This is a genomic window from Corynebacterium sp. HMSC036D03, from assembly GCF_001836185.1.
Taxonomy (GTDB): domain Bacteria; phylum Actinomycetota; class Actinomycetes; order Mycobacteriales; family Mycobacteriaceae; genus Corynebacterium; species Corynebacterium simulans.
Genome location: NZ_KV827729.1, coordinates 66902 through 86966, shown reverse-complemented (window position 1 = coordinate 86966; position 20065 = coordinate 66902). Strand labels below are relative to the sequence as shown.

20 protein-coding genes and 1 tRNA gene are annotated in these 20065 nt (G+C 57.6%); 14 read left to right on the top strand and 7 right to left on the bottom strand.

The features are described from left to right. Positions 1-30 precede the first annotated feature (30 nt). Positions 31-1104 (top strand): ferrochelatase, encoded by a 1074-nt coding sequence (locus tag HMPREF2692_RS03630; protein WP_070822764.1) that lies wholly within the window; start codon positions 31-33, stop codon positions 1102-1104. Between the two features lie 6 nt (positions 1105-1110). Here HMPREF2692_RS03630 and HMPREF2692_RS03625 read toward each other — a convergent pair whose 3' ends face one another. Beyond that, a complete protein-coding gene (locus tag HMPREF2692_RS03625; RefSeq protein ID WP_070498452.1) occupies positions 1111-1878 on the bottom strand; it encodes a hypothetical protein in 768 nt (255 codons plus the stop codon). Positions 1879-1911: 33 nt separating this feature from the next. On the opposite strand from HMPREF2692_RS03625, the gene HMPREF2692_RS03620 reads away from it, so the two are divergent. Then, positions 1912-2754 (top strand): DUF3097 domain-containing protein, encoded by an 843-nt coding sequence (locus HMPREF2692_RS03620; protein ID WP_070822762.1) that lies wholly within the window; start codon positions 1912-1914, stop codon positions 2752-2754. Here HMPREF2692_RS03620 and HMPREF2692_RS03615 read toward each other — a convergent pair. Together HMPREF2692_RS03615 and HMPREF2692_RS03610 are read right to left on the bottom strand one after the other, a co-directional pair. After that, a complete protein-coding gene (locus tag HMPREF2692_RS03615; protein WP_070822760.1) occupies positions 2751-3323 on the bottom strand; it encodes a MarR family transcriptional regulator in 573 nt (190 codons plus the stop codon). The genes HMPREF2692_RS03620 and HMPREF2692_RS03615 overlap by 4 nt on opposite strands. A gap of 119 nt (positions 3324-3442) precedes the next feature. Next, on the bottom strand, positions 3443-4159 hold the full coding sequence (locus HMPREF2692_RS03610) for a TVP38/TMEM64 family protein (protein ID WP_070822758.1): 717 nt from the start codon (positions 4157-4159) through the stop codon (positions 3443-3445). 223 nt (positions 4160-4382) lie between these two features. Here HMPREF2692_RS03610 and HMPREF2692_RS03605 point away from each other — a divergent pair, with 223 nt between their 5' ends. Beyond that, on the top strand, positions 4383-5012 hold the full coding sequence (locus HMPREF2692_RS03605; protein WP_061922604.1) for a DedA family protein: 630 nt from the start codon (positions 4383-4385) through the stop codon (positions 5010-5012). Positions 5013-5180: 168 nt separating this feature from the next. Here HMPREF2692_RS03605 and HMPREF2692_RS03600 read toward each other — a convergent pair. After that, positions 5181-5266: transfer RNA gene (locus tag HMPREF2692_RS03600), tRNA-Leu, on the bottom strand. 229 nt (positions 5267-5495) lie between these two features. On the opposite strand from HMPREF2692_RS03600, the gene HMPREF2692_RS03595 reads away from it, so the two are divergent. Then, positions 5496-6035 (top strand): YbhB/YbcL family Raf kinase inhibitor-like protein, encoded by a 540-nt coding sequence (locus tag HMPREF2692_RS03595; protein ID WP_061922432.1) that lies wholly within the window; start codon positions 5496-5498, stop codon positions 6033-6035. 92 nt (positions 6036-6127) lie between these two features. Here HMPREF2692_RS03595 and HMPREF2692_RS03590 read toward each other — a convergent pair whose 3' ends face one another. Together HMPREF2692_RS03590 and HMPREF2692_RS03585 are read right to left on the bottom strand one after the other, a co-directional pair. Then, positions 6128-7237 (bottom strand): quinone-dependent dihydroorotate dehydrogenase, encoded by a 1110-nt coding sequence (locus HMPREF2692_RS03590; protein WP_061922436.1) that lies wholly within the window; start codon positions 7235-7237, stop codon positions 6128-6130. Between the two features lie 15 nt (positions 7238-7252). Next, entirely contained in the window at positions 7253-8263 is a 1011-nt protein-coding gene (locus HMPREF2692_RS03585) for a hypothetical protein (RefSeq protein ID WP_141744792.1), read from the bottom strand. A gap of 124 nt (positions 8264-8387) precedes the next feature. On the opposite strand from HMPREF2692_RS03585, the gene HMPREF2692_RS03580 reads away from it, so the two are divergent. The 9 genes from HMPREF2692_RS03580 (at position 8388) to HMPREF2692_RS03540 (ending at position 17936) form a co-directional block, all read left to right on the top strand. After that, positions 8388-9212 carry an undecaprenyl-diphosphate phosphatase gene (locus HMPREF2692_RS03580; RefSeq protein ID WP_201040701.1) on the top strand — a complete coding sequence of 275 codons (825 nt, stop codon included), beginning with the start codon at positions 8388-8390 and terminating at the stop codon, positions 9210-9212. A 92-nt stretch (positions 9213-9304) separates the two neighbouring features. Next, positions 9305-10543: a cysteine--1-D-myo-inosityl 2-amino-2-deoxy-alpha-D-glucopyranoside ligase gene (gene mshC, locus HMPREF2692_RS03575; RefSeq protein ID WP_070588004.1), complete on the top strand. Its 1239-nt coding sequence runs from the start codon at positions 9305-9307 to the stop codon at positions 10541-10543. A gap of 24 nt (positions 10544-10567) precedes the next feature. Beyond that, positions 10568-10951, top strand: coding sequence for a hypothetical protein (locus HMPREF2692_RS03570; protein WP_061922445.1), 384 nt, complete (start codon positions 10568-10570; stop codon positions 10949-10951). A gap of 20 nt (positions 10952-10971) precedes the next feature. Further along, a complete protein-coding gene (locus tag HMPREF2692_RS03565; protein ID WP_062040812.1) occupies positions 10972-11727 on the top strand; it encodes an HAD family hydrolase in 756 nt (251 codons plus the stop codon). Positions 11728-11776: 49 nt separating this feature from the next. Then, positions 11777-12040, top strand: a complete 264-nt coding sequence (locus tag HMPREF2692_RS03560; RefSeq protein WP_061922452.1) for a phosphoribosyl-ATP diphosphatase — start codon at positions 11777-11779, stop codon at positions 12038-12040. A gap of 17 nt (positions 12041-12057) precedes the next feature. Beyond that, positions 12058-12903, top strand: coding sequence for an ATP phosphoribosyltransferase (gene hisG, locus HMPREF2692_RS03555; protein ID WP_061922455.1), 846 nt, complete (start codon positions 12058-12060; stop codon positions 12901-12903). 144 nt (positions 12904-13047) lie between these two features. After that, on the top strand, positions 13048-14580 hold the full coding sequence (aspA, locus tag HMPREF2692_RS03550; protein WP_061922458.1) for an aspartate ammonia-lyase: 1533 nt from the start codon (positions 13048-13050) through the stop codon (positions 14578-14580). Between the two features lie 295 nt (positions 14581-14875). After that, positions 14876-16183 (top strand): anaerobic C4-dicarboxylate transporter, encoded by a 1308-nt coding sequence (locus tag HMPREF2692_RS03545; RefSeq protein WP_070822756.1) that lies wholly within the window; start codon positions 14876-14878, stop codon positions 16181-16183. A gap of 85 nt (positions 16184-16268) precedes the next feature. Continuing rightward, the gene (locus tag HMPREF2692_RS03540) at positions 16269-17936 is read left to right on the top strand and encodes a formate--tetrahydrofolate ligase (protein ID WP_070822754.1); all 1668 of its coding nucleotides are present in this window, start codon (positions 16269-16271) and stop codon (positions 17934-17936) included. On the opposite strand, the gene HMPREF2692_RS03535 is transcribed toward HMPREF2692_RS03540, so the two are convergent. Further along, a complete protein-coding gene (locus tag HMPREF2692_RS03535) occupies positions 17933-18757 on the bottom strand; it encodes a RecB family exonuclease (RefSeq protein ID WP_061922467.1) in 825 nt (274 codons plus the stop codon). The two genes, HMPREF2692_RS03540 and HMPREF2692_RS03535, sit on opposite strands and share 4 nt — an antisense overlap. A gap of 46 nt (positions 18758-18803) precedes the next feature. Between HMPREF2692_RS03535 and HMPREF2692_RS03530 the strand changes: the two genes are divergently transcribed. Further along, positions 18804-20063 carry a M18 family aminopeptidase gene (locus tag HMPREF2692_RS03530; RefSeq protein WP_061922470.1) on the top strand — a complete coding sequence of 420 codons (1260 nt, stop codon included), beginning with the start codon at positions 18804-18806 and terminating at the stop codon, positions 20061-20063. The last annotated feature ends 2 nt before the right edge of the window (positions 20064-20065 follow it).

The following is a 20065-nucleotide window of genomic DNA, read 5'->3' as shown; positions in this document are numbered from 1 at the left end:
GCCCCAACCTTTGGTTGGTAAAATTGCGGTATGACTGACGCACAACAGCTTTCCCGCAATTACGACGCCCTCCTCGTTCTTTCTTTCGGTGGCCCGGAAGGAAACGAGGAGGTCGTTCCGTTTTTGGAGAACGTTACCCGCGGGCGCGGCATTCCACGTGAGCGCCTTGAGGTAGTGGGCGAGCACTATTTCCATTTCGGCGGCGTAAGCCCGCTCAACAAGCTCAACCGTGAAATCATCGACCATGTCGAGCAGGAGCTGAAAAAACGCGGACATAATCTACCTGTCTACTTCGGTAACCGCAATTGGCACCCATTCGGCACCGAGACAGTGGAGCGGATGGCTGCCGACGGCGTGCGTAACGCCGCCGTTCTCGCAACCTCTGCGTGGGGCGGTTACTCTGCCTGCCGCCAGTACGACGAGGATATTCGCCAGCTGCGCGAGCATCTCGCCGAAAAAGGCCTGCCTGAGATTGAGTTCACCAAGATCCGTCAGTTCTACGATCACCCGAAGTTCATCGCAGAGATGACCCAGGCGGTAAAGGATGCCTATGCCAAGATCCCAGAGGGCAAGCAGGCACGCATGCTCTTTACTGCGCACTCCGTACCTACCGCGCACGATAACGTCGGTGGCGGCGAAGGCGATAAAAATATCTACTCCCGCCAGGTCGCCGAAGCCTCCCGTCTCGTGGCAGAAGCCGCAGGTGTAGCTGACTATGACTTGGTCTGGCAGTCGCGTTCCGGCAACCCAAAGACCCCATGGCTCGAGCCCGATATCGTCGACCACACCACCGAAATTCATGACAAGGATGGCGTTGAGGCGGTCGTCGTTTGCCCGATCGGCTTCATCTCCGATCATATGGAGGTTGTATGGGACCTCGATACGGAGCTTAAGAATGCGGCCGATGAGATGGGTGTGCTCGTTGAACGTACCCGTACCGCTGGCCCGACCGATTCCTTTGCATCGATGATCGTGGATCTTATCGAGGAGCTCGAGCAAGATAAGCAGTGGGAGAGCATTGGCAACGTCACCGTTCAGGGCTGTACTACTAACGGCGCTCCCTGTGCTGAGGGCTGCTGCGATATTTGGTCGCTGCGTAAATAATGGCCCTTAGCGGCTGAAATCCGAAAGCGCGTGTGCAACGCCCGCCATACGCGCTTGACGGATGTGCCGCCACAGACCTAAAAGGTGATGATCGAGGCTGTGATCGTTCATTCTTTCCGTCACGGTTTCGATAATCGCTCCCACGCGGTCTGCACGGGCGAAAAGCTTTGCGGCCCGCGGTGATACTGATCGTGGAAGTCTCGGAGTGTCATAAAAATCGCTGAGGCTGCCTACGGTAAGCCGTGGATTATGCAAAGCATCCGATTTATAGCCCGCAGCTTCGATGAGTATTGCGGCTTGGTTGGTTGCCTTGCTGAGCAGCTCGTCAGCCTCGCCCGGACTCAGCCACGCAGGTGCAGGCAAGGGCAGTTCCTCCTCGAACACGTGCCAAGTGGTGCTGGAGTTTCCATAGTGGGGCACGAGCACTAAGTGGCGGTTGTGATCATTGGTACGCACAACGATTGCGCCCGCATCGCTTGCGGCCGCCGCCTTCCATGATTTCGAGCCTGCCGGCAAAAGCGGGGACTCACCCGGCCCGGAAAGGACAAGACGCAGCACGGGTTCGAGCTCGCCGTTTTGCACAATCGCGGAAGTTTCTGCCCGCAGGTAAGCTAGCAAATCCACAAAGGGTGCTTCATCCTCCATCACATGCAAGCCACCGAGCTCCTGCATCGCATCCAAGAGATCGTCCGTGGACTCGTGTCCCCACAGCCAGGCGCCCAGCCAGACTGCGGTGTTTTGTAAAGGAGACCAAACCTCGGCGCGCATATCCATGACGGCAAAGTTTAGTAGATAGACTTTTGGCCCATGAGTATCGATCCATACGGCGGCGACATCTTTGCAGGCCATAAGCGTGCACAGAAGAAGGAGTACCCAAAGGTTCCAGCAGAACCTGGAATGGTTGTTGAGGTACGTGGCGACGACTTTGTCGGCGCAGTGATGGGCGTGGACAAGACCGTGTTCGGTCAAGTAGTCCGCCTCGAGGATCGTTACGGAAAAGAGCGTGTTTTCAACTTGGTGGAAGGCGGCTTCCTGTTGGAGGGGCAGCCGGTCACCCTGACGCGCTACGTCGAAAAGCAGGCCCCGCAAAAGTCCAACTCCGGTTCGCGGCGGGTGGCCAATGTTGAGGCAAAGGTTGCGGCACCCTCGCGCATCTGGGTTGAGGGCATTCACGACGCCGCGATTGTGGAGAAGGTCTGGGGCCATGACCTGCGCGTTGAGGGCGTGGTAGTCGAATACCTGGAGGGTCTAGACAACTTGGAAGAACGTCTCGCCGAGTTCCAGCCTGGCCCTGGCCGGCGCGTCGGCGTTCTGGCAGACCATCTAGTCGAAGGTTCTAAGGAAACCCGCCTTACCCAGAGTGTGGGCGAGCACGTGCTGGTAACGGGCCATCCTTTTATCGATATTTGGGCGGCGGTAAAGCCCGAGCGTCTGGGGCTTCGCGAATGGCCGGAGGTGCCATACGGTGAGGATTGGAAGACGGGCATCGCTAAGCGCGTGGGCTGGTCTGACCCGAAGGAAGGCTGGAGCCGAGTTTATACCGCCGTCAATACGTTCCGAGATCTAGATCCGACGCTGATTGGAGCAGTGGAAAGGCTGGTCGATTTCGTGACCACGCCGGAGCTTTCGAAAGCTGACCTCGGATATTAAAGAGTATCGGCGCGCTCAATGATGTTGACCGCCAGCTGCCAACCCGCCATCTCGGCGGCCCAACCAGCGGCCTGCAGACGCTGCGACATTGCCTGCTTGGAGATGCCGAGTTCCTCGGCCGCCTCATTCTGATTTAGCCCAGCGCGCACTAGCGAGGTTGCCTCGCGGCCCTCAATCGTGCGCTTGTGGAGCACGAATCCAAGCAAGGCAAAGGTGGCGGCGATATCGTTAGCTTCCGAAGCGCGCCCTCGCTTGCTGATCTTGGCGTATACCTGGCCCGCGCGCGCCGAGCCTTTCAGCGCGGCAGTGGCCACCTGACGGGCAGCTTCTTCGTCGCCGCGTGCTCCGGGGGATACGCCGATGCCGATGGCCCAGTCACCGTCGGCAAGCAGCGCCATGACAACGTCACACACGGAGGACGCAGAGTGCGCCACCGCGCAGATGTCCTCGACACCCAGGACGTGGAACTCGCCGACTCCGTCAAGCGTGGAAAGGGCGGTGGCGGATCGCTGCACCAGCTCCGCGCGGCGTACCGAGCGGCCGCGATAACGTGCGTGTACAGCGAGCATTGTGTCTCCTAGGGCCGAAGAATATTCAAAGCGAAGTGCTAATCAGCATAGCGCCCATAAAGTCTATAGGTGAAACTTGACTCGCTGTCCTTTGGCTTTCATAGCATTTGAGGGTCTACCTAGGGGCGCATCGGCAACTTGGCGGCGAGAACCAAGCCTGCGACGCCTATAACGGCGAGAACGGCGATGGCGACGAAGATCCAAGGCTCGGATTGGCCGGTCAGGGTATCACCGAAGAAAACGCCGATGGCGGTGGTAGGAATGGAGCCCACAAGTGTGGCCACGGTGAATTGGCCTACGGGGATAGGGGTCAGCGCGGCGACATAGTTGAGGAGGGAAAAGGGCACGCCTGCCACCATTCTCAAGCTTGCGATGGCAAGCCACCCGCGCCTTTCTAACCTCGTGTTGATTTTGAAGACCGCAGGGTGGGTTAGGTGCGGGCGAATCCAGTCGCCGAGGAGAAGGCGAACGATGAAAAGCGAAAGCACTGCAGATACGGTCAATGCCGCAAGAGAGATGCTAAGACCGAGCCAAGGGCCGAATAGGATACCTGCAGCCACGGTCCAAAAGGTACGGGGCAGCGGAAATTGCGTAAATATGACATAACCTAGGAAGAAGGCGATAATGAACCAGGTGCCCATATTCTCGGCCCAGGAGCGCAGGGCGGTGATGTCAGGGACATCGACAAGCACTGCGACAACGCCTAGGCAAATGGCAGCAGTGAGGACGACCAACCATCGCGTGGCTGACCAACCTTGCACGGCGGCGACTGCAGAGGCACAGACGTCTTTTACGAAGCCGCCCAAGCTACGCAGCCATCCAAGAAGTCGAGTCATGGGTAAAACAGTAGTGGGCCAATCTTTGGATGTGGAATCGCGGTGGCTGAATGTATGCTGTGTCGATCGCGACAATTTGCCGTGAAAGGCCATGTCGAGCTGTACTTAGTGGCAAGACAGGGGAGATACTTAGATGCAATCACCTGCGCCTCCTTTTTGGTTGAGGCGCTTTAAGAATGTTTTGGAGTATCGAGTGGACGCAATTTCTAACCTTTTGTCCTACATGGACGCTGCGACCCTATTGGAATCATTTGGGCCATGGGTAATCGCCGGCATTGCCGTCGTTGTATTCATTGAGTCGGGCGTTTTGTTCCCGTTCCTGCCGGGTGACTCGCTGCTGGTTACAGCGGCGATCTTGCGCGACCAGCTGCACGTGAATATCTGGACGCTTCTCGGCGTGGGGATCGTGGCTGCAGTGCTGGGCGATCAAGTTGGTTACTACCTGGGCCATCGCTTCGGCCGCCGCCTATTCAAAGATGATGCACGCATCTTGAAGACTGAGCACCTCGTCGCGGCAGAAGAATTCTTTGCCAAGCATGGCCCGGTTGCGCTTGTGCTCGGCCGCTTCGTACCGATTGTTCGTACCTACATCCCGGTTGCCGCTGGTACAGCGAAGATGCCTTATAAGAACTTCGTGGGGTGGAATATCTCTGGCGCCATCGCGTGGGTGGTGTCGATGAATCTGGTGGGCGTCTTCCTGGGCAATATTCCGGGTATCGCGGACTCGATTGAGAAGATCATGTTGCTCATCATCTTCCTTTCGGTACTGCCTATCATTATCAAGTACTTCATCGAACGCCGTAAAGCGAAAAAGCTTAAGGGTTCCGAGGCTGAGCCGGAGGCTGTAGTCTAGGCGGCTGCCTTGGCAGCGGCCGCGCTTCCGAGGCAAGCGAGAGTTGTGCGCCTTGTTTTAACATTTGGATAATTGCCCTCATCTTAGCTCGAGGCAGGGAGGGCAATAGATGCTACGGAAAAAGTCTCGCGACATCGTTCCTATCGATGTCGCGAGACTTCACATTTGTGCCCGAGGGGGGACTTGAACCCCCACGTCCGTTAATAGGACACTAGCACCTCAAGCTAGCGCGTCTGCCATTCCGCCACCCGGGCTGGGTGTTTTCAGCCTCTCGGCTGGGCACTCGAATACTGTAGCGCGAAACGCGTAGATTAAACAAATCAGCAGGTAGTAGTGGAAAATGGCTTAGTTTTGAGGCCTTTAAAGCGCGTAAAAGTACATCGTTGTAAGTTGGCAGTTGCGCCTGCGGTATGGCGTGGGGGGCTGCCAATTGAGATGCCAGACTCATCGACAGCATAGTGTGGCCTCAGGTACAACTGAAATATGACTTCATATGCACAAGATTCCCGTTTTCCTGGCCACGATCCTTATGCGCCGCTAAAGGATCTGCCGAGCTTCGAGCTGACCTCCGCAGACATTGTAGAGGGCGAGGAGATCGCTGAGCGTTTCCGTGCTCCCTCTGATGTCTCTCCACAGCTGAAGTGGAGCGGCGCGCCTGAAGGCACGAAATCCTATGCGGTTACCTGCTTCGACCCAGACGCGCCTACGGCATCGGGTTTCTGGCACTGGGCGGCCTTTAACATCCCAGCCACCGTTACAGAACTTCCAACCGGCGCAGGTTCGGCTGAGGACCTAGGCATCGAAGGCGTGGTTAGCTTGCGCGGGGATTCCGGCAAGAAGACCTACTACGGCCCGAATCCGCCCGCAGAGCATGCCCCGCACCGTTACCTCTACGTAGTGCATGCGGTAGATGTGGAAAAGCTCGACATCGACCCAGAATCCACGCCGACTGTCCTAGGCTTTAATCTTCATTTCCACGCCCTGGGACGTGCGATCACTTGGGGTTGGTACGAGACCACCTAAGGCTCGTTAAAGACGTGTTAAAACGCCCGTCCCGCCACCTTGTAGGTTGAGGTGGTGGGACGGGCGTTTCGTGGTTTTGGCTTGGCAGCTTTCTACTTCCAAGGAAGGCCGGAGCCTACAGCCTCAGAGATGTTGCGAAGGCCGTGAGCCCGAATTTGCTCGGCGATGCCGCGGTGAATATCGCGAATCCAGTCCGGGCCGCCGTAAATCAGGCCCGTGTAGCCCTGCAGGAGGCTGGCTCCTGCAGCAATGCGCTCCCACGCCTGCTCCGGGGTTTCGATGCCACCAACGGAGATGAGCACGAGCTTGTCACCCACCCGCGCGTGGAGGCGGTGGAGGACCTCCAAGGAGCGCGCCGCAACCGGTGCGCCCGAAATGCCACCAGCGCCCATTGCAGCAACCTCGTCGGCGGGGGTCTTGAGTCCCTCACGTGAAATAGTGGTGTTGGTGGCCACGATGCCCGCAAGGCCCAGCTCGACCGCCATATCGGCAACTGCGTCAACGTCCTCGTCAGAGAGATCTGGAGCGATCTTGACCAGGACTGGAGAGCTGGTGGATTCCTGCACAGCAGCCATGATCGGACGCAGGGACTCAACGGCTTGGAGGTCACGCAAGCCCGGGGTGTTTGGCGAGGAGACGTTAACTACGAGGTAGTCAGCCAGGTCGCCCAAAACCGAAGCTGACTGGCGGTAGTCCTGGACCGCTTCTTCGGCAGGGGTGACTTTAGTCTTGCCAATGTTGATGCCGATGACGTCGGAAGTCCGACGTGCCCGCAGGTTGCGGGCTGCAGCGGCTGCGCCCTCGTTGTTAAAGCCCATGCGGTTTAAGATTGCGCGATCCGCCTTCAAGCGGAAAAGGCGTGGGGCAGGGTTTCCCGGTTGCGCCTTTGCCGTGACGGTGCCCAGTTCTGCATAGCCAAAGCCAACAGCAGACCAAGTATCGGCGGCTGCGGCATTCTTATCAAAACCAGCTGCAAGTCCCAGCGGACGCGGGAACTTTACACCGAATACCTCTTGCTCCAGTACTGAATCATTGACTGGCACCACCTTGTGTAGACCGCGGTGCAGCAGGGGTGCTTTCTGCAAGCCGGATAAAGCACCCATCATAATGAGGTGAATGCGCTCGGGCGCGAGCTTAAACATGCCTTTGAGCGCTAATTGATAGGCGGCTTTGCGCAGTGCGTCGACGCGAGTTTCTTGCATGGTTTTAAAGGGCCCTTACTTCAGATTCGGTTCGGAAATAAACTGGATGCCGCTGCCACTCGCAGAGGCGGTGACCACGGTGGCGTCGTCAAGCACGGCGATATTTTGAGCATCTGCGACCGTGTCAACACTACCTTTATTCTCAGGCACGCCGGAGACGATGGAAAAGGCATGTGCCTTGCCGTTGTCGGTGGTCGTAACCCATGCCAGCTGGCGCTGTGGGTCCCATGCCACGCCCCATGGCGAGCCGTCGACGTTGCCGTATTGGTGCAGGCGGATTACGTCGTCGGCGGTATATACCGCAAGACGCTCGCCAGAGGTATCGGAGGCGAGGACGAGGGCACCGCCACCAACAGAGATCTGGCCTATGCCTTGGCCTGCGCGAAGGCGGCCGCCGGCGCGATCGTTTTGCCAATCGATGTTCTGGATCGTGGAATCAGCGCGCAGGATGCGCACGACGTTGTCGGCACCGGCGTCGTTAGGCACAGCTAGGAGCTGATCGGAGCCTTCCTCGACCTCAATGTCGCGGTCGCGCTTGCCGTCCTCATAGATGCCAACCGTGCGCGAGTCCTTGGAGCCTGCGAAGATCTCGCCGCTAGAAAGTTGCGTGGCGACGGTGACCGGAGCTTCTTCTTCCATGGCTACCTCGGTCGGGGCATCGGGCTTGGTTGGGTCAATGAGATAGACCTTATCGCCGCAGGCAAGTACGAAGCCCTGCTGGGAGGCGTTCAAATCGCCGCACTTTTCGTCGATGTCGATCTTCTTTGCGTCGCCGCCGAGGAACTCGCTCTGCTGGCCGACGTAAAGTGCGTCCTTGGTGCGGACGGCGATGGTGTTGCCGTGGGCCGCGAGGTCCGTTACCTTCTCCTCAAATTTCGCGACCTTGCCTGCAGGCTTTGCCCCATCGTTGGAGGCAGGAGCAGGCGTGGCGTTTACCTTCAGAGCTGAATCTGGATAGCCGCCAACGCCTACCTCCGGCTGGCATGCACTAAGTGCTAGGGCGCTTGCAAAAAGCGTCAGTGGCATCAATTTCTTTGTTCTGGCCAGTGGTTTCACGGTTGTTTATCCTAGCAGCCAGCGTGGGTAGATCCCGAAGCGCGCCAGACTATGTATGCTCACCCGAGTGAATACTGCAGCAGCAACAGACGCAATGTCCTGGCTTCAGGTCATCGTCCTATCCATTGTCCAAGGCCTCACCGAGTTTCTGCCAGTTAGCTCTTCCGGCCACCTGCGGATCGTCTCCGAGCTTTTTTGGGGTCAAGACGCTGGTGCATCCTTTACTGCCGTGATCCAGCTTGGTACGGAAGCAGCCGTATTGGTCTACTTCGCCGGAATGATTTGGCAGATCCTTAAAGGCTGGTTTGCTGGACTTTTCAACAAGGAAAAACGGGGTCAAGACTATCGAATGGGATGGATGGTCATTGTCGGTTCCATTCCGATCGGCATCCTGGGCGTGCTGGGCAAGGATTTCATCCGTGACAATCTGCGCAACCTGTGGATTACGGCTGCGATGCTCATCCTTTTCTCTTTTGTCTTCATCACGGCTGAGCGCACCGGAAAAAAGGAGCGCGGCTTCGAAGAATTGAACATGAAGGACGCCATCGTCATGGGTCTATGCCAGTGCTTGGCGCTGGTGCCTGGCGTTTCCCGTTCCGGCGGTACCATCTCTGGAGGTCTCTTCTTGGGCCTCGACCGCGAGGTGGCAACTCGATTTAGCTTCTTGCTCGCAATCCCAGCCGTGTTGGCTTCCGGGCTGTTTTCTTTGGGGGATGCCTTCGGCCCGACTGTCGGCCAGTCCGCAACCGGCGCGCAATTGCTAGTGGGCACCCTTATCGCCTTTGCGATTGGCTATGCCTCCATTGCATGGCTACTGAAATTCGTGGGCAACCATTCCTTCGAATGGTTTGCCGCATACCGCATCCCAGTGGGCATTATCATCATGGCGCTCATCGCTTTCGGCTACCTTCAGCCATAGGCCGGTTTTCTCATAACTGGCTATTAGCCCTGCCTGATGCCTAATGCTGTACAAAGTGCATTAGGCATGAAAAGGGCGCTACGATAGACCGCATGCATTCTTGGCCTGAACCCCATGTTGAATTAGTTCCAGGGAAACCCCACGCACTCCGCCTCTACGACTCCGCGGATCAGCAGATCCAGAAGGTAGAGGTAACGGGGGACACCGCCACCATGTACGTGTGCGGTATTACTCCCTATGATTCGACCCACCTGGGCCACGCGGCAACATATTTGACCTTTGACCTGGCCTATCGCCAGCTCCTGGATAACGGCTACAAGGTTCATTACGTCCAAAACATCACGGATGTGGATGACCCGCTCTTTGAGCGTGCAGAGCGCGACGGCGTCGATTGGCGTGAGCTCGGCACCTCCCAGATTGATCTTTTCCGCTCCGATATGGAGCTGCTTTCTGTTTTGCCACCCCAGGATTACGTGGGCGCGATGGAAGCCATCGATGAGGTCACCGAGATGGTGGGCAAGCTTCTCGATGCCGGCGCCGCCTACATCGTTGACGACCCCGAATCCCCCGACGTCTATGCGTCCATCGAAGCCACGGAAGCCTTTGGCTACGAGTCCAACTACTCCGCAGCGGAGATGGAGGAGTTCTTCGCCGAACGCGGTGGGGACCCTGAGCGTCCAGGAAAGCGCAACCCGCTGGATGCCTTGATTTGGCGCGCTCACCGTGAAGGCGAGCCGGCATGGGATTCTCCATTTGGCCCGGGCCGACCTGGTTGGCACATTGAGTGTTCTGCTATCGCCACCAATCGCCTGGGCGCCTCGTTTGATATCCAGGGCGGCGGAAGCGATCTTAAGTTCCCACACCACGAGTTCTCAGCAGCGCATGCGGAGGCAGCCTTGGGTGTGGAGCGTATGGCGCAGGTTTACGTGCACACCGGCATGATTGGCCTCGACGGCGTCAAGATGTCGAAGTCTCTGGGCAACCTCGTTTTCGTACACAAGCTGGTTGAAGCGGGCGTTGATCCCTCCGCCATTCGCCTGGGCGTCTTCGCAGGCCACTATCGCAGCGAGCGCGATTGGTCCGATGAGGTTCTGCACGCGGCCAACGAACGCCTGGCAAACTGGCGTAAGGCACTGGAGAATCCGGGCAGCGTAGATGCCGCACAGGCGCTTGTCGACGCAGTGCGTCTCGCGCTTTCCAATGACCTGGATACGCCGGCAGCTTTGCAGGCCGTCGACGAGTGGGCAGCGGGCGAGCGCGGCGCAGATGACGAGCAGGCGGCCGAATTGCTGCGCACCGCTTTTTATTCGCTACTTGGCGTGCGCGTTTAAGAAATATCAGGCAGAATTCACTTCATGAGCATTCGCGCAGACTTTCAGCCCATCGTCGATGAGTTCATCAGCAATCTCGAATCCTTTGCCACTGGCAGCTACCTCAAAGAAGAAGAGAAAGAATTCTGGGAGGCGCCCTTCGACGCCGGCGTTCTTCCAGAGCTGCGTTCCATTGTGGAAAAGCTTCTCGACGATCTTGATGCACTCCCTGATGATCCAGACGGGCAATCTCTTGCCGCGAGCGTAAACAAGTCAGTCGAGAAGCTGGCTGCGTTCAACCGCAAGAACGCAGATGCAGTTTTGGAGCCGGAGGAAAAAGAAGAGCTCTCTGAGCTTATCTACAATGCCTCCGCAGCCACCGGCGCCGATGACGAAGCCTTGGCACAACTGCCTGAGCTCGACTTCTAAACGTAACCCCTTATCTTTTGATGAGCTCATCTTTCGAATCTGCAGGTTCCGCATCCAGTCAATCCATACCCAAACGGCCCGCAGCCATCTTTTGGGACATGGACGGCACGCTGACCAACTCTGAGCCCTTGTGGGCCCAAGCCACATTGCATCTGTCTAGCCTTATGGGCCATGCAATGACCCCGAAGGAGCGGCTTGCTACGGTTGGCGGCACTTTTGAAAAGACTCTTTCAGTCTGCGCTGAGTTGGCTGGAGTCGAGCTTATGCCCGGTGACTATCAGCGTTACCAGGAGGTTACTTTTGACTACGTCAAAAATCTCTTCCACGGCAACCTAGAAATCTTCCCAGGTATCCCGGAGCTTCTGCGCGAACTGCATGCGGATGGTATGCCGATGATGGTCACCACGAATACGGAGCGCTATGTCGCTTCTTCGGCCATTCCGGAGATAGGCGAAGAATTCTTCGTCGATACAATCTGCGGTGACGAAGTACCAGCCGGAAAGCCTGCACCCGATATGTACTTGGAGGCAGCACGTCGCCTCGATCTTCATCCCGCTGATTGCTTGGTCTTTGAGGATTCCGCTGCGGGCATGCGTGCGGCTGTCGACGCCGGCTGCCACGTCATTGGCCTACCAGAGGATGACAGGGTAGAGGTTCCAGCGGAAGTAACCGAAATTTCTACGCTACGGCCTGCGCGTCACTTAGACGGCGTTAACGCGGCCGATGTCTATGCGTGGTTTGGCGAGATGAGCTCTAATTCGTCCAAATCTATTTAGTTATCGATTTTAGCCCTCGGAGCCAAGTTTCTATGCAACAATAGAATCCGTGAAGAATTTCGAGTCCCTTTTTGCAGAACTGTCCGAGAAGGTTCAGGCCCGTGCAGCGGGCTCTGGAACCGTGGCTGCATTCGATAAGGGCGCTCATCATCTTGGCAAGAAGATCATCGAGGAAGCCGGTGAGGTCTGGATTGCTGCCGAGTATCAATCCGACGAAGAGCTCGCCGAGGAAATGTCCCAACTTATTTACTGGCTACAGGTCATGATGCTAAAGCGGGGGCTTAGGCCAGAAGATATCTACAAGTATCTCTAAAGGGAAGGAGCCTTAAGATGATTAAAGTTGCCGTTCCCAACAAGGGATCATTGTCCGAGGCTGCCCTTAGCATCTTGGCAGAAGCCGGCTACAAAGGCCGCGGGCACTCCAAGGCACTCAACATCGTTGACGAGGCTAACGGCGTCGAGTTTTTCTTTTTGCGCCCCAAAGACATCGCCATCTACGTCGCCCAAGGCGTCTTGGACTTAGGCATAACTGGTCGCGATCTCGCGCGTGACTCCCGCGCATCATTCAACGAGGTTTTAGATTTAGGCTTTGGCGCATCCACTTTCCGCTACGCCGCCCGCCAGGGTGAAGACTGGACCATTGAAAAGCTGCAGGGCAAAAAGATCGCTACTTCTTATCCCAATCTCGTGCGCGCGGATCTGCGGCAGCGGGGGATTGAAGCTGAAGTTATCCGCCTCGATGGTGCGGTGGAAATTTCCATCCACTTAGGCGTTGCCGATGCGATCGCAGACGTGGTCTCTACCGGAGCGACGCTGCGTCAGCAGGGGCTTGCCCCGTTTGGGGAAGCCATCACCGAGTCCACGGCGGTCCTCATCAAGCGCGCCGGCGTGGGATTGAGCGATGAAGAGCAAGTAGTCCTCCAACGCATCCAGGGCATCCTAAATGCGCGTAACTATTTGATGCTCGATTACAACGTGCCCAAAGAAGACTTGGAGGCGGCTTCGGCAGTAACACCGGGGCTTACCGGGCCCACGGTTGCCCCTCTCGCAAGGGACAATTGGGTAGCGGTGCGCGCGATGGTCCCACGGCAGGATGCGAATCGAATTATGGACCACCTTTCGGCGTTGGGAGCGGAAGCTATCCTGGCATCAGAGCTACGCATCGCCCGCTTTTAGGGGTAAATTTTAGAGATCTTGCGCAGATTGAACGCCGGAATGCCTGCTCTAGCTACGATGGGCCTTGAGTTTACTCAAACAACTATCGTTCGAAATGCTCGCGGATTTTTCAGCGAGTATTGACCACTTAAGGAGTCCCGCCAAATGGCTAAGACCACTAAGAAGGATGCAGAAATCGACGCTAAGCAGGAGGGCGTAAAACCTTCTGCTAACGAGGCCAAGGACGCTGCCAAGGCTAAGAAGTCTTCTTCTAAGAAGTCTCGCACCGAGACCGACCTTCTCGGCTCCATGGAGATCCCGAATGACGCGTACTACGGTGTCCACACCCTGCGCGCCATCGACAACTTCCAGATCTCCTACGTCACTATCAACACCATTCCAGACTTCATCCGCGGCATGGTGATGGTCAAGAAGGCCACCGCAATGGCCAACCGTCGTCTGCACGTTCTGCCTAAGCAGAAGGCAGAGGCAATCATCTGGGCATGTGACCAGATCCTGGACGAGGGTCGCTGCATGGACCAATTCCCGCTCGACGTCTTCCAGGGCGGCGCGGGCACCTCGCTAAATATGAACACCAACGAGGTTGTTGCCAACCTCGCTCTTGAGTACCTCGGCGAGGAAAAGGGCGCATACGACATCATCAACCCGAACGATGATGTCAACATGTCCCAGTCCACCAACGACGCATACCCAACCGGTTTCCGCTTGGGTCTGTACTACTCCCTGGACACCCTGATCGAGCGCATCGATTCCCTGCAGAACGCTTTCCACGACAAGGGCAACGAGTTCCAGGACATCCTGAAGATGGGCCGCACCCAGCTGCAGGACGCTGTTCCTATGACCCTGGGTGACGAGTTCAAGGCATTCGCTCATAACCTGGCTGAGGAGCAGGCGGTACTGCGCGACGCTCAGAAGCGCCTGCTGGAGATCAACCTTGGTGCCACCGCAATCGGTACCGGCGTTAACACCCCAGCTGGCTACCGCCACCAGGTCACCGCAGCCCTATCCGAGGTCACTGGCCTGGAGATCAAGACCGCTCGCGACCTCATCGAAGCAACCTCCGACTGCGGCGCATACGTTCTGCTGCACTCCGTCATCAAGCGCACCGCTATGAAGTTGGCCAAGATCTGTAACGATCTGCGCCTGCTGGCTTCCGGCCCACGCGCTGGCCTGGGCGAGATCAACCTGCCTGCTCGCCAGGCTGGTTCCTCCATCATGCCGGGTAAGGTCAACCCGGTTATCCCAGAGGTTGTCAACCAGGTCTGCTTCAAGATCTTCGGCAATGACCACGTTGTCACCATGGCTGCTGAAGCTGGCCAGCTCCAGCTCAACGTCATGGAGCCGGTCATCGGTGAGGCACTGTTCCAGTCCATCCGTATCATGGGCAACGCTGTTGACACCCTGCGCGAGAAGTGCGTCACCGGCATCACCGCCAACGCTGATGTCTGCCGCGCATACGTTGAAAACTCCATCGGTATCGTCACCTACCTGAACCCGTTCATCGGTCACCACAACGGTGACGAAATCGCTAAGGAGTCCCTGAAGACCGGCAAGGGCGTCAAGGAACTCGTTCTGGAGAAGGGCCTTATGGACGAGGCAACCCTGTCCAAGGTTCTGTCCGTTGAGAACCTGATGCACCCAGAGTTCCGCGGCCAGCTCTACATCGACGAGGACTAAATCCGACCTAAGCCCTAAATGTATCAGCGCCCCCGCGAGCTATTAGGTACGGGTTTTAGGCCATGTGGTTTTACCACATGGCCTTTCGTCGTTTTGTTTTTGTGCAGGGATTTCTCTGGTTTTCAATCAACCAACCGTAATGCAAAAGGTTAATTTTGTGGGAACAAGCACAAACGGGCGTTTTAATTAACCAAAACCACATGATTTGGGGGACAATGGGGAGGACAGAGCATGGCTGACTCGTTTATTTTCGGCTGAGGAAGCCATTTAATTTTTCGACCTTGTGGAGATTCCCATGGCTGTAGTCCATATCCTCATTGTCCTCGCCGCGATTTACTTAGGTGCCCGCATTGGCTCAATCGGCATCGGTGTCGCTGGCGGTCTCGGCGTCCTCTTGCTGGGCCTAACAGGCGTGCCGGTTACCCGCGAAGATATCCCTTTCGACGTCATCGGCATCATCATGACCGTTATTGCCGCCATCGCCGCCATGCAGCGCGCGGGCGGTATGGACTACCTGGTCCAGGTGGCCGAGCGCTTCCTGCGTAAGAACCCGCGACGCATCACCTACTATGCACCGATCGTCACCTGGCTGATGACCGTTCTAGCAGGTACTGGCCACACCGCATTCTCTACGCTGCCCGTCATCGTCGAGGTAGCAAAGGAAGGCAAGGTCCGCCCATCGCGTCCGCTTTCCATCGCCGTGGTGTCCTCCCAGATGGCAATTTGTGCCTCGCCGATTTCCGCCGCCGTGGTCCTGCTGGCCTCGCTTCTGGAGCCAACCGGCATCGGTTACCTCCAGCTGCTCGGCGTTCTTATTCCAGCAACCTTCCTCAGCATCTTCCCGGCTGCTTGGCTGGCAAACCACGCGGGTAAGGAGCTAGAAGACGATCCGGTCTATCAGGAGCGCCTCGCACAGGGCCTCGTCGCAATGCCGAAGGGACACACCGACCAAAGCACGCAAAAGGGCGCAAAGGCCTCCATCTACATCTTCCTGGCTGCCATCGTCATCGTCATGATTTGGGCAACGCTAACCTCGGAGCAGGTTGGCCTCATCGCCGAGCCGACGCTGCCACGCAACGAGGCCATCATGACGGTCATGCTCACCGCAGCAACGCTTATCGTGATGATCACCAAGATTCCAGCCGCTGACATCCTCAACACCCCGGTATTCAAGTCCGGTATGTCTGCTTCCATGTGTGTTCTCGGCGTCGCCTGGCTGGGCACCACGCTCATCAACCACTACATGGACAACATCCAGACCATGGCGGGCGACGTCGTCAAGTCCGCTCCGTGGATGCTGGCCGTCGTTCTCTTCTTCGCCGCCGCACTGCTGTACTCCCAGGCTGCTACCACCAAGGCGCTGCTGCCGGCCGCGCTGGCCCTGGGCGCAAGCCCGCTGACCGCACTGGCCGCATTCCCAGCCGTTTCCGCTCTGTTCATCCTCCCGACCTACCCAACCTTGCTGGCCGCAGTTGAGATGGACGATACCGGCTCCACCCGCATCGGAAAGGCTGTGTTCAACCACCCATTCCTCATCCCAGGAACGGTCTCCATCGTGGTCGCTGTTCTGCTGAGCTACGCACTCGGTGCTGTCATCGCCTAGAGCCCGCGATTTGACAATTTAGCCGCCCACTGTCCTTTTCTCCGAAACAGGCAGATCGGGCGGCTTTTCTCTGTAGCATAAAGCCATGGCTACCCAACTCTCAGATGTCGAAATCGCACAGGCTCACAAACTGGAGCCAATTACCGATATTGCTTCTCGTGCGGGAATCCCGGAGGAAGCGCTCATTCCTTATGGCAACACCAAAGCCAAGGTTGATATCACGAAGCTCGAGGACCTTCCCACCAAAGGCAAGCTGGTGCTCGTCACTGGTGTTTCTCCAACACCGGCTGGTGAAGGCAAGTCCACCACGCTGATTGGTCTAACCGATGCTTTAGCACTACTGGGGCACAAGGCCATCGTCGCTTTGCGTGAGCCTTCCCAAGGTCCAGTCATGGGCATCAAGGGTGGTGCCGCCGGCGGCGGTTATTCCCAGATTGTCCCGATGGAGGATATCAACCTTCATTTCACCGGTGATTTCCATGCCATCGCAGCGGCCACCAACACCTTGGCTGCCATCATCGATAACCACATCCACCAAGGAAACCAGCTCGGCATCGACCCGCGCCGCGTGACCTGGCAGCGCTGCCTCGATGTCAATGACCGTGCGCTGCGCGGCGTCGTCACTGGCCTCGGCGGCCCGGCACACGGAGTGCCTGCGGAAACCGGATTCACCATCACCGCAGCTTCAGAGATCATGGCTATCTTGGGCCTGGCTACTGACCTCGAAGACCTTAAGAAACGCTTGGGTGATATTACCGTTGGCTATACCTTCGACCAAAAGCCAGTCACGGCACGCGAGCTTGATGCCGAGGGCGCACTGACTGCTTTGATGCGCGACGCCCTCAACCCGAACCTAGTACAGACTCTGGGCGGCACCCCGGCATTCGTACACGGTGGACCTTTTGCCAACATTGCGCATGGCTGCAACACCTTGCTTGCAACACAGACTGCGATGAAATTCGGCGACATTGTGCTCACCGAGGCTGGCTTTGGCGCCGACTTGGGCGGCGAGAAGTTCATGGATATCAAGGCTCGCTTTGGCGAGCTCGACGTCGCGGGTGCTGTGGTCGTTACCACCATCCGCTCCCAAAAGTACAACGGCGGCCAGGCCCGTGAGGACCTGACCACGGAAAATCTTGACGCACTGCGCAAGGGCATCGTCAACCTCGAGCGCCACGTTGAAAACATCCGCAAGTTTGGTCTGCAACCAGTAGTTGCGCTCAACTCCTTCTACAGCGATACCGAGGCCGAGCGCGAATTCATGCGGACCTGGGCCAAGGACTTTGGCGTCGCCCTGGCTGAGGCAGATGTCTGGGCAAAGGGCGGCGAAGGAGCCAAGGAGTTGGCAGAAACTCTCTTAGAAAACCTCTCCGAGGGTCAGGCACATCAGCTCTACGATCCAGCAGAGGGCGTGGAAAAGTCCATCGAAAAGATCGCCACCGAGGTCTACCGTGCAACCTCTATCGAGTACGGCCCGAAGGCCAAGAAGGACCTGCAGTACATCAAGGACAATGGCTGGGATAACTTCCCAGTGGTCATCTCAAAGACGCAGTACTCCTTCTCCGATAGCCCGGCTTCCTTGGGCGCTCCAGAGGGCCATACCCTCCACGTGCGCGAGCTGCTGCCGCGTACTGGTGCGGGCTTCATCGTGGTGCTGACTGGCGACGTCATGACCATGCCGGGTCTGCCGAAGAAGCCGGCGGCCAACAACATCGATGTTGCCGCCGATGGCACCATTTCCGGCCTGTTCTAGTTATCTGCGGCGGAGCCCGGCCAACCCGGATACTCGGGCGGGGTTCCGCCGAATTCAGGACAAAGCTCTTGGAAAGAGCACCAGCCGCAAAGCTTCGAGGTCTTCGGGCGGAAGAGACCTTCCTTACCGTCGCCCTCGATCTTTGCCCATAGCTCGCCTAGATCGCGCTCGAAGTACTCCAGCTCTTCGCGGGTTGGGGTAAGGAACATCGAGTCAATGACCTTGAGGTACATCAGGCGCAGCTGGGCGGGGATGACGCCTAGCATTCGCCAATAGACAAGCGCGTAGAAACGCATCTGGAACTGGGCGTCTTGGCTAAAGCGGGGGATTGGCTTCTTGCCGGTCTTATAGTCCACGACGCGGACCTCACCGGTTGGGGCAACGTCCACGCGGTCGATGAAGCCGCGGACCGGCACGCCGTTTGGCAAGACGGTATTGACGTACATCTCGCATTCTTTAGCATCGAAGCCCTGCGGGTTTTCCATCTGGAAATAGCCCTTGAGCAATTCGCGGGCCGCTACGAAGAAATCGAGGGTTTCTTCCTCGGGCACGAGCTCTTTAAGCTCGGCGTCGGCAGCGACCATTTTGGCCCATTCCGGCTTAATCATTTTCACTGCAGCGGGGTAGTCACGCTCTTCGCGCGGCAGCTTGTGGGTGTTTTCTAAAACTGCGTGGACCAGCGTTCCTTTTACTTGCGCTACGGTCTTCGGCTCGGGGAGCTTGTCAATTGCCCGAAAGCGGTAGAGAAGTGGGCACTGTTTATAGTCTGAGGCCCGAGAAGGCGAAAGCGCCAACGGGCGAGGTTTTCGTGCATCAGCCATGGTCCTTTTAGCTTAGCGCGGCGCAATTCATGGCAAAGTAGGAGGCATGAGTATTTCGGATGAGTTCCTTGATTTCATAGCCGCTTCTCCTTCTTCCTATCACGCGGCCCACGAGGTGGCGCGCCAGCTAGAAGAGGTGGGCTTTGTCCGCCAGGATGAGGCCGCGGAATGGTCAGCAGCCCCAGGCGGCCACTACATGATTCGCGGCGGCGCCATCATGGCTTGGTTCGTGCCGGAGGGCGCGGGCAAACACTCCGCGTTTAGGATCATCGGTTCTCATACAGATTCGCCGGGCCTTGTGCTCAAGCCGACCCCCGATTTTGATGCTGCGGGCTGGCAGCAGGTCGCGGTAGAAATTTACGGCGGCCCGTTGCTGCATACCTGGTTTGACCGTGAGCTGACCGTTGCCGGTCAGGTGGTAACGAAGGATGGCGTGCATCATTTGGTTAACACCGGCCCGATTCTGCGTCTTCCTTCGCTGGCTATCCACCTCTACCGCAAGGACGAGTTCAAGCCGGATCGCCAGCACAACATGCAGCCGGTGCTTTCCGTGGGCACTCCCGATGCCTCGGTATTGCGCGTGGTAGCGGAGTCCATCGGCGTGGCTCAGGATGAGATCTCTGCATTCAATCTCATTACTGCCGATGCCCAGCGGGGCGCCGTATTCGGCACCGGTGAGCGCTTCATCGCGGCCGGCCGCATGGATAATCTTTCTTCCGTGTTTGCCAGCCTCGTCGCAATGCGCAATGCCGCCCAGCAGAAGGACTATGGACACGAAGACATTTTGGTCATGGCTGCCTTCGACCACGAAGAGGTGGGCTCGGCTTCTCGTTTCGGTGCTGCCGGCCCGATTCTCGCCGATGTCCTGGGGCGCACTGGTCGCGCGCTGGGAGCCAACGAGGAGGAGCGGTATCAAATGTATGCGCGTTCTTGCTGCGTGTCGGCCGACGCCGCGCATTCGGTCCACCCTAATTACGCAGGCAAGCACGATCCCACGCATCACCCGATTATCGGTAAGGGCCCCGTCACCAAGATCAACGGCAATCAGCGCTACGCGTCCGACGCCACGACCGTCTCCCTGTGGGAGCGCGCATGCGAGCGAGCCAAGGTTCCTTTCCAGCGCTTCGTGGGCAACAACGACGTGCCCTGTGGCTCCACCATCGGTCCCATCACCGCGACCCGCTTAGGCATCGACACCGTCGACGTCGGCGTGCCGATGCTTTCTATGCACTCCGCACGCGAGATGGTCGGCGAACGTGACCAAGTATGGATGGCCAAGGCCATTGAGGCATACTTGTTAGGTTAATT